Source organism: Legionella sp. 227 (assembly GCF_043161935.1).
GTDB classification, from domain to species: domain Bacteria; phylum Pseudomonadota; class Gammaproteobacteria; order Legionellales; family Legionellaceae; genus Legionella; species Legionella sheltonii.
The window spans coordinates 316,932-330,709 of record NZ_CP171154.1; the positions used below are offsets into that span (position 1 = coordinate 316,932).

The following is a 13,778-nucleotide window of genomic DNA, read 5'->3' on the forward strand; positions in this document are numbered from 1 at the left end:
TAGCTGAATTAAAAAGCGCAGCCCATTTGAGGGCATCAAACTCAAATTAAGAAATTTCTTACATGATTATGCGCTATTTTGAATATGCCTCATTAAAATTATTCGCTATGCTTAAATCAGTACGAGGAAGGACAGCGGATGTCTTAATAAGGATTATTTGAACGCATCAAGGACGGTGCACTGCCACAAGGATGTGGTCTGCCCTCCTCGGAACACAATTCACCATAGCCATTTATAATTCATCAGAATTTATTGCGCTTTTTATCATCTCCCAAGCCAAAGAAACCACCAGGTTTCCCCCATTAGTTAATTATTTGGGTATTCATTTTGAACCATTGATTAATCAATACAGCGTCTAATCTTGAGGGTTAACTAGAAATTGATTACTAATGAAAACATAATATTAACTCAAGTATCAATCTATTCATCAGAGCATTTGCTGGGTTTTGCAGCCAGCTTACGCTTGCTGGTGAAGTAAACTAATGGGACCGTAGAGCAGCTCTAGTGCATTTTTACTATTTTTTTTTAAACAAATTTATTTGACCAAATGATTTTATCATGCAAAAATAGTCCTCATTTTAAACATATTGATCTTAATATGAATAAGTTTTTTTGTTTGTGCTGTTTATTAATAATTCAAATTGCGTATGCTAGCCCTGAAGAAAATACTCAAGCTTATTTTGACTCCATTAAAACGACACCCAGTATATTAAAAAAATTTTTAACTAATATGCCTAAAGGTGGGGATCTGCATATGCACGTCAGCGGCTCATCATTCGCTGAAAATTTAATTCATTATGCAGAGATGGATAATTTATGTATTGATAAAGACAATTTGTCGGTGTCTATCAATTCTTCATGCAATTCAGAAGATTATTTAATGACCGCCATAGCGAATAAAAAATTATATCATTCTTTGATTGACGCATGGTCGATGTGCCATTTCGATACAATGAAAAATGAATCAGGACATGATCATTTTTTTAATGCTTTTGGAAAATTCAGCCTCATTACCAAAATGCATGGAGGGGAAATTTTAGCTGAAATAACAGAGCGTGCCGCGGTCCAAAACGAACTCTATTTAGAAATCATGACGACACCCGATGGGAATGAAGCCAGTGAACTCGGAAAACGACTGGGGTGGGATCCTAATTTAGAAATTCTGCGCAATCAATTATTAAATGCTCATTTTGACCAAATAGTGACTCATATTTCCCAGAATTTGGACAAGGACGAGGCGAAAAAGAATGCATTACAACAATGCGGTACTCATAACGAACAAGCAGGTTGTTACATCACGGTTCGTTATTTGTATCAAGTTCGTAGGGAACAACCTCCAGAGATGGTTTTTGCTCAATTACTCGCGGGATTTGAATCTGCTTCACAGGATTCACGTATTGTAGGCATTAATTTGGTTCAAGCAGAAGATGGTCCAATATCAATGCGCGATTATCGATTACATATGCAAATGGTGGCTTTTTTGCATCAACTCTATCCCAATGTCCATATTTCGCTACATGCTGGTGAACTTAATCCTGAATTAGTAGTGCCAGAAGGACTTACATTTCATATTTATGAAGCGGTAGAAACTGCTTCTGCAGAACGAATTGGACATGGTGTTGATATTGAATATGAACATCATGCATCCGAATTAATAAATAAAATGGCACAAAAAGAAGTGATGGTTGAAGTCAATTTAAGCAGTAACGATTATATTTTAGGCATCAAAGGGAAAGAACATCCCTTGGCTTTATATTTAAAATATGGTGTGCCTGTGAGTTTATCAACTGATGATGAGGGAATAAGCCGTGAACCTTTAACTCGTCAATTCGAGCGTGCTGTTGAAGAACAAAAGCTTTCTTATCTCACTCTAAAAAAGTTAGCACGAAACAGTCTGTATTTTGCTTTTTTACCCGGCGAAAATCTTTGGCAAAATTCTCAATACACGTCAATGAATGGGGAGTGTACCGCGATTAAATCAGAAACAGATCAGCCAACGCCCACGTGCCAGAACTTTCTTAATCTTAACTCAAAAGCGAAACTTCAATGGAAATTGGAAGAGCAGTTCGCCAAATTTGAATCACAATATTGAAATTTAACTTAGGGCGTGCAGATTGAGAGCATTACAATAAGCCTTGCTTTCCAGGTAAAATAAATGTGAGTTTTGTTTACTGACTTACCATCTCCTACGAACAAAAACTATAGAGTTTTGGCGCGCCAAACATTACGAGGAATAATATACTAGACTTATCTATATTAACGGATGATCTAGGTTCGAGATGAAAAAAATTGCATTGGAAGAAGCTATTGTTGTTCCTGGCCGGGATTTAATTTTAGAACACAAAAGCCATCCCGAGTTTAGTCAAAACTTAGTTCGTTTAAAAGATATACATAAACTAAGAATTGAGAGTATGGATGAAGCAGGGATTGATTTATCCGTACTCTCCGTAACAACTCCAGGGCTACAATCATTGGCTTTAGCATCACAACTAGAATCTTGCGCCCAAAAGTGGAATGACTATTTAATAGAATGTGTCACTCAATCCCCAAGTAGATTTCGGGCCTTTGCTTGCATACCTACTTACGCCCCAGAGCTTGCAATCAGTGAGCTTGAACGCCTTAAAGGGGTTCAAGAAATCGTTGGCTGCCTAATTAATGGATATGATAGCAGTGGCTATACCTCTGCAAAGTACCTGGATGACAATGCCTATGACGAATTTTGGGGCTACATTAATGAGAACAACATCCCCGTTTATATTCACCCCCGAGGGATTCCTGAGGGAAGAGTAGCTACTTATTCACCATATCAAGCGTTACATGGCTCCACATGGGGATTTCATATTGAAACGGCCGAACATGTTTTGCGCTTAATGCTGTCAGGGCTTTTTGATAGGTATCAAAACCTTAAAATCATCATTGGACACATGGGAGAAATGTTAGCATTTTGGGCTTGGCGACTCGATCATCGACTCAAAGAAGAAGGTTGGCTTGAAAAATTGCAATGCAATAAAACAATTACAGAGTACCTAAATTCTAATATATTCATAACCACAAGTGGCTTTTTTGATACCCCATCTTTGATGCATGCAATTGCTACAGTTAGCGTAGATAGAATCATGTTCTCAGTTGACTACCCTTATGAAGATAATTTGAAGGCAAGCCAATGGTTAGATTCTCTACAATTGGATGATGAAGATAAAATGAAAATAAGTTACTTAAATGCTGCTAAATTACTAAATATATAGAGTTCACAAGTCCTTTTGTTATGCGACAACCCTATTGCGTAACGGCATAAGATCCATTAGATATTTTCTATATGAGGCATTGCTCATTAGCAAAATTAATCGCTTCAGAACGAGTTTTATTCATGCCGCTGCTGGAGTATGCATAGTTATAATTGTCAATAAAACATTGTAAGCTGTTTTTGGAGTAATATTTTGATGCTTCATAATCACTCATTGTAGTCGCGAATTTACGTGCTTCAGATTTTGTTTTATCAAGTCCCGTCGATTTGTAAGCAAATTCAAAGGATAATTTAAATACCTTAAGGTATGCTGCAGGACAAAATTTTTGGGTTACCTGGCTAGCAAATTTTTCTGCCTCTGAAGCGGTCAAATCTAAACCACTAGCGCTATAGGCCCATTTGTTAGCGTCTTGAAATACTTCGAGTTGTGTACCACAACTTGCTTCATTAGGCAGAGTGATGATCATATCAATTTGATTGGCCAAGGTATCTACCATTCTTTTTTGTTCCTCATTTAATGAGGTTTCAACGTACCATAACTTAGTAGACAGTTGGTATATCTTTTCATATAAGCTTGTACTTGTTCCAGTGGCCAAGGCTGGCATAGAAAACAAGCACATAATGTATACAGTTGTTTTTTTTATTATTGTCATTATTTAGTCCCTTGGCTTAGTTATAGAATAAAAACAGGACCCAATATAACAAGGAAAGCTTAAAAAAACCTTAAGAAACAATGGGGTCAGGCCTTGAATTGTGAATTTAATCAATGATTCACAATTCAAGGCCTGACCCCACAGTTTGCTATGGAAAAGAAATTAAAGTTTCCGAGAAAAATTTTATTCTCAATTTACCGATATTAAGAGAAACACTTTACTTCTTGAGAAATATATTATACTTACTAAATGTATAATTTGAGATCATTTGTTATGAAAAAAGAGCTTGACAGCAATATAACTTCATCAAATAGCATTCCACCAATGTTTCAATATGTCTGGGTGGGTGGTGAAATAAAGCCTGAGTATTTGTCAACCGTACTAGAGATATCGGCAGCTGCATTTCGCAGTGGTTTTGAAGAAACCATTATTTGGACCGATAATGAAGAATACATTAATAAACCACTAAGACGTGCAGATTTAAAGTCACTTTCGAATAAATATAATTCGAGCAGGAAAAAAAATAATACAGTTGAAAATGAACATCATCAATCAGCGCACCAACCCGATTCAAAAGTACCTTTGTCTGCAGAAACTTTAGATATCCCCATTCACGCGAGAAATTTCCATATTAAAATAAAAAATATCAATGAATTGCTGGACAAGCTTAAAAATGACCCTATTTTCCCTGATAAAGAGACAAATGCCTATTTATATAACTTATTAAGAGAGTCTATTGGAAATCGCAATTTGGCTGCCGTTAGTGATTTAATTCGATATTGTAGTCTGTATTACTATGGAGGATACTACCTGGATACTGATTTACTTCCTGCGGTTAATAGCGATACAAGACTTGTGCCAGACAAACCGCCGTTAGGAATGATTGGTCATATACGGCAACAAAATTTCCCGAAAGAGAGAATCTATCTAGCTAATTTGTTGAAAATACCATTACCCTTAGAAGTGGATGGAAATAATGATGCTTTTGGGGTTGTTCCCCGTCATCCCATTTTACGAGTAGCTATCCAAAAGATGCTTGCCACCTATGCGAAGCAAGATGTTGAACCAATCATATTAAAAGACATTAGTGCTGAAAAAATTGGAGATAGAATAAAAGACGTTCTCACTCCTTTTGAAAGAAACTTTGTATCTCAGTTAAATAAGGATAAAGCAACTCAAACTGAATTTATAAAATCGCTTTTGAATCAATGTTTTGAGTTACGATTATTGGATAATGTAAATTTTAATGAAATGGAATTAAAAAATTCTTCTCAACGTACGCCAAGTGAAGTTGCAAAAGAGAAACAAAAAACACTACTTTCAATTGAACATTTAATTGCTGAATATACCAAGCAATTAAAAATAGACAATTTTACTCATGAAGATATGAAACAATTAAGTAAAAAGTTAATTAAATACGTCCAAGAAGAAATTAAAATACATCAAGAAACCTATAACTTAGGATATGAGGGTGCAACAGAAATGGATGCTAAAAGGTATCCATTTGCCGTTAAAGACACCAACGATCGAAATAAAAGAAGACATAATACCTGTGAAGCCAGTATTAATTCTTTTTGTGAAGCTATTGAAGCCTTTTTAGTTCATAAAGAACCTAATGGCTCCTCTCCCTATACTGATGAGGAACTTGCGGCATTTTCTCCTGAAAAATTAACTAAATCGAATTTCGCAGCTAATGTTAAAACCATTCAAGCACCAGGCGATTACGAGGAAGCAGTTAAATTAGCTGGTTGTGAAGTGACAATAAAGTGCGATAAAACATGGTTAAAGAATACTAAAAGCAAGGTTTCCTATGATGAACATGCTTTACCCGCTAAGAAAGAATCGGGGGATTTTTTGGCAAGCGGTAAAAATGAGGACAAAAAAACAATTGAACCCGGTGAACAAGCGGCAAAACAAGATGCTAAAACAAAAAAAGGGAAACCAGAGAGAGTAGTCCCGTTTGAACCTAAAGATAGCAAACAAGAAAGCCTCACTATACCCAATAAAAATAAAGTGACTATCAGTATCATGAAGATACCTGCGAATGAAAGAGAAGAAAATATCTTCGCGGTCTACACGGTATTAATGAATGATGAATTGCTGAGAAATTCCGATAGATCGGTTCCAGCTATTATCAAGACCATACGAGACATAGTGGTGAATATCGACCCTTCAAAAGAAGAAAATATAAGCAATGCCATTATTGAAATCAAAAGAAAAATAGCTGAAAACAAGGACAATAATTACAATGAAAATGCTGATGAGATCATCAAGGCATTTGCAAAAGCAAGCTGTTGTGATTTTCAAAAAATCCGTGCGGCCTTAACGGCCAACCCTAAAATGGACGAAATAATGAAACCTGTCCGAGTAGGAGGGCGGTAGTGTTTAAATAACTGTGTCATCTCTTTTAACTTGTTATAATTTCAACACTTAAGAGAGGTGCCCATGAGTAAGTAGCACCGTACGGGGTCAGGCCTTGAATTGTGAATCATTAATTAAATTCACAATTCAAGGCCTGACCCCATTGGCTACTAGCCAACATCAGTAAATAGTTGTTCACAAATTTCGTTTGTTTATCGCAGGTATTTCTGGTGGGCAAGTTTCATTAAAATCCTCTAATAAAGTATTGAACTTTTCATGATCAACTATGCTTGTTTTCAATAGTTTTTGAATAATTGGGCGTGCGTCCTCACCATAATGTTTTATAATCTCTTTCTTATGTTGTTGGACTAACTCGTTTTTCATAGAATTTAATTGATGTACATTGTGGGTTTGCCGTTTTACCTGACTTCGCTCATCAATGAACGTTTGTTCAATTGATCTTAGCGCAATAATAGAGGGATTATCTTTTTGATCATTCATGTCTTTTAAAATTCGCTTCATTATTAAGCAAAAATTTTTCATATTTCCCATACTCAATTCATATGTTTGAGCATCCGCAAGATTTTCGATGGCATCACTTTCAGATATATTTAAATTTCCTCCTGCTAAAACAATAATTTGCTCAATAATTTCTGGTGGTAATGGTGATTGTTGAAGTAAAGTACTGGCCGCTTGATGCAACTTTCTTTCTGGAAGATATTGAACCAAATGAAGTTCTCGGTATAGTTCTACTACTAAGGGATCCCTGCTTTTGGACTTTTTGAAAGCTTCGATCAATTGATCGGAATATTTTTTGTATAACTGTTGCGTCATCTCTGGTGTTAACGTATCTAAAGAAACATCGAGTGTTTTTCTTAGTTTTACGATATCAGCAGGTGCTTTTTGGCTAAAAAAGCCTCTTTCTTTGGTGTCCCATTCCTTATCGTTGAGCCTTTCTTTAGCGTTAGCCAACAGTGTCCGTTTTATTACAAGACCCAATCCTTTGCCTTCTTCTAACTCAGTCAGACAAGTTCCCTGATTTGTTAACATATTTCTGTACTTAGTATTCGTCAGTAACAAGGCTGTTTGTTCGAATAAAGCACTCATCCCGACATCTGTTTCGGTATTTACTTTAGCAAAAAAAATATTGTTCTCTTTACAAAACTCTTGAACTAAGTCCCAGTTAGCTGATTCCAGGTGAGTTTTACCTTCCTTCGCAACAATAATGCGAATGGCTTTATTATCTAAAAATCGATCAAGCTCCCTCATCCAGAGCTTTAAATCCTTTATTGAGTTGTAATTATCCAAATCACAAACTATCATGCAGAGCTGCTTGTTCCTATAATTATTGGCATAAATCTCTTTTGGTTTTCCAATAAAATTAAATCGAAATTTCTTAAAATCTAAGGCGGAGTCCTCACTGATTTGATTTAGTCTCGCGATTAAGGCACTTAGTTCAACATCCATATTACCCTGAATAAAGATATTAAAATTACGAATAGGAACTAACTCTTCTTTCTTTTCCATTAGTCATACCTCAGAACACCATTAATACAATAATTATAGTCTATATCTTTGTTTTGTTATGAGGTTGTTATCACCGCAAGACTACGCTAGCTCACTATAAGTCAGTGACATCTTTTTGCTGCGGATTTAATCCTATGAAACCATGAAACAATGGGGTCAGGCCTTGAATTGTGAATTTTCAAAACTATAGTCGTAATTTTTTGACTATTTTACTCACACTAGAATAATGCAAGCAAAAATAGTCCCCAATTTCTTTTAAACTAAATTGACCACTTTGGTACGCAACTTGAATTCCTTCATTTCTTGTACTAGCCTTTTGCTCTATCTCTTTTAAAGTGTAATTCTCTGTTTCATATTGAGTTTTCGGGATATCTATTAGATTCATTTGAGGGTCTATTTTTTTCAACATCTCATTAATAAACTCTTCATTTCCCAAATAAATTTGTTTTTTTAAATCACTCCATGGTGACTTACTCGTTATCCCATCAATTACAAATTCTCGATATTTATTAATGGCTACGGCCACATCTTCACTAAATAAATAAAGAATTTTATCTGTATGCAACCAATTGGGTTGCGACTCTTTTAATGTCGTAGCTAGATAACTACTCCATTTCCATTCATGTGGTGAAGTAACCATTTTTGCGCGTACAGGATTTAATACAATGTATCTTGATAACTCAAGCAAATAACTCTCTTTCTCAACTAATATTGCTTTGAATCGCCCTTGAAAAACGTGTCCCACACGATTGTGGGTTCGATTAAATTTTTGGGTATAGACACCATTAAGTAATTGCATCCCTTTACTTAAATTTCCAGCTGGGGTCTCTATTAACAGATGGTAATGATTATCCATGAGACAGTATGCATAACAAACCCAATTACATCTCAAACATACCTCAGAAAATGTGTTTAAAAATAAATTTCTAACTTCATCTGAAATGTAGATACGCTCCTGACCATCTCCTCTTGAGGTAATATGATAAAAAGCTCCTGGAAACTCTATTCGTAGCGATCTTGCCATGTTGGACTATTAATTATCTTTTCCTTGACATGTTTTTAATCCATTCCATTCCGAGCGTCAATAGATTCATCAATCTTCAATTGAAATTCACAATTCAAGGCCTGACCCCATTGGTGCATTGGTGTATTGGTGCTAGCTTACTTATGCTTTGTATGACTGACTCCATCTGCACAAGTACAAGTACCACTCCTAGTAGTAATATCAATGATACAAGACTTCATTCCCTGATGTGCTTGGCAAAAACGCCCACAATTTCCTTGCTGGGTTGTATTGCACATTTTCGTTTCGGCAGCTGCAGCCAAAAGAGGACTAAAATACAAAACAAAGCTAACCATAGCAATTAATGACTTGATAGACATTTTTCCTCCTGAATAAAAAATAACCCCCTTAATTATAGTTCATGAATCAAGCGTAAACCTATGTATAAACCAAAAACCTATGGGGTCAGGCCTTGAATCGTGAATCATTGATTAAAAATTCACGATTCAAGGCCTGACCCCATTAGTGCATTAGTGCCTATGCACAATCACTACTCACCATGGTAGTATTTTCCACTGAAACCTGTAACACTTCCTGAACGATGGACTAAATGAAAACGACTAAAATGTTAACATCCAACTCTATAAATCCTTTTGATAATTTGCCCAATGAAATACTGCGCTATTTGCTCCGTTTTACCAATCATCACGGCATGTTAGTATGCAAACGCTTTCTGGAAGCTGATAGAGAATTAACCAGAAATGAAGCGCAAGAGTTATTTAACGACTACCTAATAACAAGAACTATACGCTTTGACTCAGTAAACCCTCTAAAAATAATACATCTTATAACTGTATTTGCGCTTGATGAGTTGCCTAAAATATCCGATCCAAACGAAAAAGAGGCCAGTATCGGTATCTTATTATTACAATTGTATGAAGTGCTGTATTTCTATACCAACCATAACGAAGTTGAATTTACGCTTCCACGCGAACCCGACGTAGTAGAGAGTTCAGTATTGGCAGTTTCCTATTTGATTACTTATAATGATGAGAGTGATGCTCTAAGAACCCCTATTTCAGAAAAAGACATTGATAAGATCAAAGACGATGTAGGTGATATGCTGGCTTTTCTTACTGGCCCAAACCCAGAAAAAAACATCAAAACTTGTTATTTTAATGAAATTGTTACAGGGATGATGCAAGATTTCAAGGCAGGTATAAAACATGCCTTCGATAATACATCTGGCTGTAATTTACGCTTTTTTAGCTTTAGCCCCACTGAAAGTAAAGCACAGATGATTTTACGTTTGATAAATCAAAGTGCTTCTTTGCTTGAAAACCAGCTATCCACATCTCAGCCAAGATGCATCCTGTTTTAATTCTGTCTTTTAAATTTAATCAGTAAAAAGCAGAGAGAGCCTATGACCCCATTATTGTTACAGTAAGTTTGGCAATACCAGAAATAATAACAAAATAGCAATTTGCTATAATTAAATTATCTATGGTTTTTTTTAATTCGATCCGAATTAAAAAGGATTTATTATGCAAGATAAAGATCAGCATGAAAAAGAAGTGAAAGAATCTCCATTAACTCTAGACCAAAAAAGAAATATATGCGTTAAAAATATACAAACCGTTATGGATATGCTGCTCAAAGAATATCCCGATCAATTTTTTAAATCCAGCAGTATTCAAGTAGCCTCTTCAAAGCGACCCAAGAGTGGCTTAACAATGAGCCCAGATGGAGCTGCGGGAGTGGGATTTCTTGCTATTATGAAATCCGGAGAGGCCCAGAATGTAATAAAAGAACTTTTTAAAGACTTCACATATGTAAGACCTGCTTTGAGGTACGGTGAGTTTAATGGAGTAGCTTATTTCTCTAAAAATACTGATGCAGAATTAGATTTGCTTTTAAAGAAATCAGAACAGCTTAAAAGTCTTTATGGTCCGTTTGATATGAAACTATTTATGTCATTAGCTTCTCCAGTGCCAGCCTCTACACGAGGTTTTGGTTTCTATGATCAAACCTCAAAAAAATCTGCGCTAGAAGATGAAAACATTGCTGGCTTAGTCGCTAAGATATTTGAAGGGAAGTCTATGCATGCAGTTAAAATAGAAGCAGATCTAATAAGCTTTAAAGGCAAACCCGCAGAGGTTGAAGAAGTTTTCAAAAAAGCAAAGGAAGTCTTAAAAGAGAGAGGGCTTTCAGGTGATGGGATAATATCCAATTTAGAATCAACTGCGGAAATAACATTCAATATAGCAAAAGTCGCTGCTGAATTGAATAAACCCAAAGAGGAGTCTGGATTAGGATTGACCGGCAGTTAGTAATAGCAAGCGTGGATTAAGGCTTGGCATAAAATAAACCTATGGGCCTTGAATCGTAAACCTATGGGGTCAGGCCTTGAATCGTGAATTTTTAATCAATGATTCACGATTCAAGGCCTGACCCCGTTAATTTATATCCCAGCGATGGACAAGGACATGCTATATCAACTTATCGATGCAGTTAAAAATGAAAACTTGCTGGAAAACGAAAGTCCTGATATTCGCATCGAAGCCTGTCGCCTCGTTTGTTATATTTTGATTAATAATAATCTTATTCTTAAATTGGATACACTTCCTGCTAAAACCTTGGAAGGATTATTAGTACATACTGTGGCTGACTGGGTTGCCCGAATTAATGAAGTTACAAACCAGCCAGGATGTGCGGAGGATAAACTAAGCTTGGCTCTTTCCGTACGTTCGTAATATATTTTTTGTTTTATTAGTTAAGCAGCACAAGCCGGGTGTGTTAAAGTAGTATTCTGTTCATAGAAAGGATTCGCATGTTCCTGTTGCTCGCCTTGAATAAAATGGATCATGCTTTCAATATCAGTGCAGCTAAAATTCATAGAGCCTAGAAAGACATTATCTCTACCACTAACTGCTCTTAATTGTTGGTGTTGCGCTTCGGTCAATGAGACTTTATAGCAAGATAAGACAGTGTGTGGACCCAAGCGTCCGGACTCCATGCGAGCGAGTACCTCGGGAGAAGAATAAAATTTGCGTGTTATATTGGTTTCTTTCGCAAAATTCCAGATATATGTTTTATTGTAATCACTAGATTTTATTTGTTCCACGATGGGAATGAAATAACAATGTACTTTTTCATCTTCGTTAGTTCTTTTGGGTGTTGGGTTAAAAAACATATTATTCTCCCTTTTAAAATAGCAAATTCAGAGCAGACACAACCGAATGAATCGGCAAACTTCCTAATAATTTTAAATTTATCTAGGAATAGTTCTGTCGAAACAACACAAAAAATATCCTTAAATTAGAGGAACTTAGGAGCTTTTTCATATCAAGTCCTAAGATAAACCTCTTCAATTTAATATACACTTAATTTTTATATCATAAAATAAGCATAATGATCAATTTTTATGAGAAACAATGATATGAGAACAGAGCAAACCGCACTCGCACAGATTGCAAGTGAATGGTACAACTTAAGAAAGTTGATTAATAGAAGTCAAGAGAAGAGTTTTTTTAAAAGCGGAGGTAGCTTAACAGCTGTTGATCACTTTTTTAATCTGATAGCACTTGATCGCCAGCCAATGACTATTGGCGAATTGGCTGAGGCGTTGCAAGCTTTAGAACATTTAACTATTACTAATGCAGCTTCTAAAAAAGTTTCTTTTGCGCACTGGTTAGATAAAAATCGCTATCGGACCTCTCAAAACATTGGTATTGAACAGAAGAGAGAAGATGAACGCCCCTCGGATAAAAAAGATGTTCAATATTCAATACCAGAAAACTCTGCATTATTTCGTTTACTTCTCAAAACCCATGATGTCTTAATCAGTTATCATGAATTGGCCAATTTTCATGCGCAAGGTGAAATTCCCTGCAGCGAAATTACTTATAGCCAAAGTGATCTCAAAGAGTCACAAGCTATTTATGATATAGAAACATCTACTCAAGAAGAGGAAACGAGCGATAAGTATACGGTTATTAAAGATCTTGTCCGAAAAGGAGTAACAATATATGGTGCTGCGATTATTCCGGGGAATGTGGATGATCATAAAGACAGAATACTTCTAGAAGCCATACAAAATTTTGCTGGAGATAAGATTGATACACCTCATTCAAGAGCGAATAAACTTTATCATTTTGGTGGTCAATTTTTACATGGCAGCCTCTTGCGAGAATTTACTAATACAACCAAGTTGACTGAGGGTAATATTCAAGGCTTAGAACGTGGACGAACTACTGGACACATTAATTGGTCTAAAGATAGTAACGGTACACTCTATGCAACCGTTGATTTGAAAATTCTCTCGTGTTCTTATGCGGATCCTAGTGACACAAATAGTCCTCAACGAATTTTTGCGATGGCTAGTGATGGTATTTCTTTGATAGAGCTTAATGACAATGAACTGGCGAAAACCATGGAGCAATGTCGTAGGGAAGTTACAGGCGAAACAGAAAACAATATAGTTCCGATCGCCGAAATAAAAGCAAAAATCGAGATGGTGAAAAATGAGACCGGGACCGGTTATATGTTTAAGGTTAGCGAGTTCACTACCAAGTATAATACACCGCAATTAGTCTCTACCAAGGCACCTGAACCTATGGAAAACCTCCTTTACAAAACAATGTAATCGTATTTTCCCATTTCTATGATGAACATAATTCATGGAACTATAGTGTGTGCATAGCTTAGCTATGTATCTCAGTGTATCTCAGGGTCAGGCCTTGAGTCGTGAATTTTTAATAAGTGATTCACAATTCAAGGCCTGCCCCATTAGTGTTTGAGCTCTCTAAGCTCCTTATCTTTCACTACGATGTCATAGTAAGGTAACTTTTTTTAGTAAGGGCGATAACAATTTTTTGTCAGGATCAAATTTGCGAATTTCTTCGATAGCCATTTTAGCCACCTCAAAACCTATGAACCTATGGGGTCAGGCCTTGAATTTTGAATTGTAACTATAAGACTAATCAAAACC

12 protein-coding genes are annotated in these 13,778 nt (G+C 36.0%); 7 read left to right on the forward strand and 5 right to left on the reverse strand.

The window, feature by feature from the left end; genetic code table 11:
* Positions 1-598: 598 nt before the first annotated feature.
* Both ACF8MK_RS01225 and ACF8MK_RS01230 read left to right on the forward strand, forming a co-directional pair.
* On the forward strand, positions 599-2,092 hold the full coding sequence (locus ACF8MK_RS01225) for an adenosine deaminase (protein WP_392537846.1): 1,494 nt from the start codon (positions 599-601) through the stop codon (positions 2,090-2,092).
* A 187-nt stretch (positions 2,093-2,279) separates the two neighbouring features.
* Entirely contained in the window at positions 2,280-3,245 is a 966-nt protein-coding gene (locus ACF8MK_RS01230; RefSeq protein ID WP_392537847.1) for an amidohydrolase family protein, read from the forward strand.
* A 67-nt stretch (positions 3,246-3,312) separates the two neighbouring features.
* Here the strand turns inward: ACF8MK_RS01230 and ACF8MK_RS01235 are convergent, their stop codons facing one another.
* Positions 3,313-3,897, reverse strand: a complete 585-nt coding sequence (locus ACF8MK_RS01235; protein ID WP_392537848.1) for a hypothetical protein — start codon at positions 3,895-3,897, stop codon at positions 3,313-3,315.
* Positions 3,898-4,221: 324 nt separating this feature from the next.
* Here ACF8MK_RS01235 and ACF8MK_RS01240 point away from each other — a divergent pair, with 324 nt between their 5' ends.
* Complete coding sequence (locus tag ACF8MK_RS01240; RefSeq protein ID WP_392538991.1) at positions 4,222-6,279, forward strand: TcdA/TcdB catalytic glycosyltransferase domain-containing protein; 2,058 nt, start codon at positions 4,222-4,224, stop codon at positions 6,277-6,279.
* A gap of 174 nt (positions 6,280-6,453) precedes the next feature.
* Here the strand turns inward: ACF8MK_RS01240 and ACF8MK_RS01245 are convergent, their stop codons facing one another.
* The 3 genes from ACF8MK_RS01245 to ACF8MK_RS01255 all read right to left on the reverse strand — a co-directional run bounded on the left by ACF8MK_RS01245 (position 6,454) and on the right by ACF8MK_RS01255 (position 9,168).
* Positions 6,454-7,785, reverse strand: coding sequence for a hypothetical protein (locus tag ACF8MK_RS01245; protein ID WP_392537849.1), 1,332 nt, complete (start codon positions 7,783-7,785; stop codon positions 6,454-6,456).
* A 184-nt stretch (positions 7,786-7,969) separates the two neighbouring features.
* On the reverse strand, positions 7,970-8,809 hold the full coding sequence (locus tag ACF8MK_RS01250) for a transposase (RefSeq protein WP_392537850.1): 840 nt from the start codon (positions 8,807-8,809) through the stop codon (positions 7,970-7,972).
* A 137-nt stretch (positions 8,810-8,946) separates the two neighbouring features.
* Positions 8,947-9,168 carry a hypothetical protein gene (locus tag ACF8MK_RS01255; RefSeq protein ID WP_392537851.1) on the reverse strand — a complete coding sequence of 74 codons (222 nt, stop codon included), beginning with the start codon at positions 9,166-9,168 and terminating at the stop codon, positions 8,947-8,949.
* A gap of 230 nt (positions 9,169-9,398) precedes the next feature.
* Here ACF8MK_RS01255 and ACF8MK_RS01260 point away from each other — a divergent pair, with 230 nt between their 5' ends.
* The 3 genes from ACF8MK_RS01260 (at position 9,399) to ACF8MK_RS01270 (ending at position 11,541) form a co-directional block, all read left to right on the forward strand.
* On the forward strand, positions 9,399-10,169 hold the full coding sequence (locus ACF8MK_RS01260) for a hypothetical protein (protein WP_392537852.1): 771 nt from the start codon (positions 9,399-9,401) through the stop codon (positions 10,167-10,169).
* A 163-nt stretch (positions 10,170-10,332) separates the two neighbouring features.
* The gene (locus ACF8MK_RS01265) at positions 10,333-11,118 is read left to right on the forward strand and encodes a hypothetical protein (protein ID WP_392537853.1); all 786 of its coding nucleotides are present in this window, start codon (positions 10,333-10,335) and stop codon (positions 11,116-11,118) included.
* A 156-nt stretch (positions 11,119-11,274) separates the two neighbouring features.
* A complete protein-coding gene (locus tag ACF8MK_RS01270; RefSeq protein WP_392537854.1) occupies positions 11,275-11,541 on the forward strand; it encodes a hypothetical protein in 267 nt (88 codons plus the stop codon).
* A 20-nt stretch (positions 11,542-11,561) separates the two neighbouring features.
* On the opposite strand, the gene ACF8MK_RS01275 is transcribed toward ACF8MK_RS01270, so the two are convergent.
* Positions 11,562-11,981: a hypothetical protein gene (locus tag ACF8MK_RS01275; protein ID WP_392537855.1), complete on the reverse strand. Its 420-nt coding sequence runs from the start codon at positions 11,979-11,981 to the stop codon at positions 11,562-11,564.
* Positions 11,982-12,212: 231 nt separating this feature from the next.
* Between ACF8MK_RS01275 and ACF8MK_RS01280 the strand changes: the two genes are divergently transcribed.
* Complete coding sequence (locus ACF8MK_RS01280; protein WP_392537856.1) at positions 12,213-13,433, forward strand: hypothetical protein; 1,221 nt, start codon at positions 12,213-12,215, stop codon at positions 13,431-13,433.
* Positions 13,434-13,778: the final 345 nt, after the last annotated feature.

Coding starts and splice junctions, on each gene's coding strand:
- ACF8MK_RS01260 (WP_392537852.1), top strand. CDS start 9,399: ATGAAAACGACTAAAATGTTAACATCCAACTCTATAAATCCTTTTGAT.
- ACF8MK_RS01280 (WP_392537856.1), top strand. CDS start 12,213: ATGAGAAACAATGATATGAGAACAGAGCAAACCGCACTCGCACAGATT.
- ACF8MK_RS01250 (WP_392537850.1), bottom strand. CDS start 8,809: ATGGCAAGATCGCTACGAATAGAGTTTCCAGGAGCTTTTTATCATATT.
- ACF8MK_RS01230 (WP_392537847.1), top strand. CDS start 2,280: ATGAAAAAAATTGCATTGGAAGAAGCTATTGTTGTTCCTGGCCGGGAT.
- ACF8MK_RS01265 (WP_392537853.1), top strand. CDS start 10,333: ATGCAAGATAAAGATCAGCATGAAAAAGAAGTGAAAGAATCTCCATTA.
- ACF8MK_RS01225 (WP_392537846.1), top strand. CDS start 599: ATGAATAAGTTTTTTTGTTTGTGCTGTTTATTAATAATTCAAATTGCG.
- ACF8MK_RS01240 (WP_392538991.1), top strand. CDS start 4,222: ATGTTTCAATATGTCTGGGTGGGTGGTGAAATAAAGCCTGAGTATTTG.
- ACF8MK_RS01255 (WP_392537851.1), bottom strand. CDS start 9,168: ATGTCTATCAAGTCATTAATTGCTATGGTTAGCTTTGTTTTGTATTTT.
- ACF8MK_RS01270 (WP_392537854.1), top strand. CDS start 11,275: ATGCTATATCAACTTATCGATGCAGTTAAAAATGAAAACTTGCTGGAA.
- ACF8MK_RS01275 (WP_392537855.1), bottom strand. CDS start 11,981: ATGTTTTTTAACCCAACACCCAAAAGAACTAACGAAGATGAAAAAGTA.
- ACF8MK_RS01235 (WP_392537848.1), bottom strand. CDS start 3,897: ATGACAATAATAAAAAAAACAACTGTATACATTATGTGCTTGTTTTCT.
- ACF8MK_RS01245 (WP_392537849.1), bottom strand. CDS start 7,785: ATGGAAAAGAAAGAAGAGTTAGTTCCTATTCGTAATTTTAATATCTTT.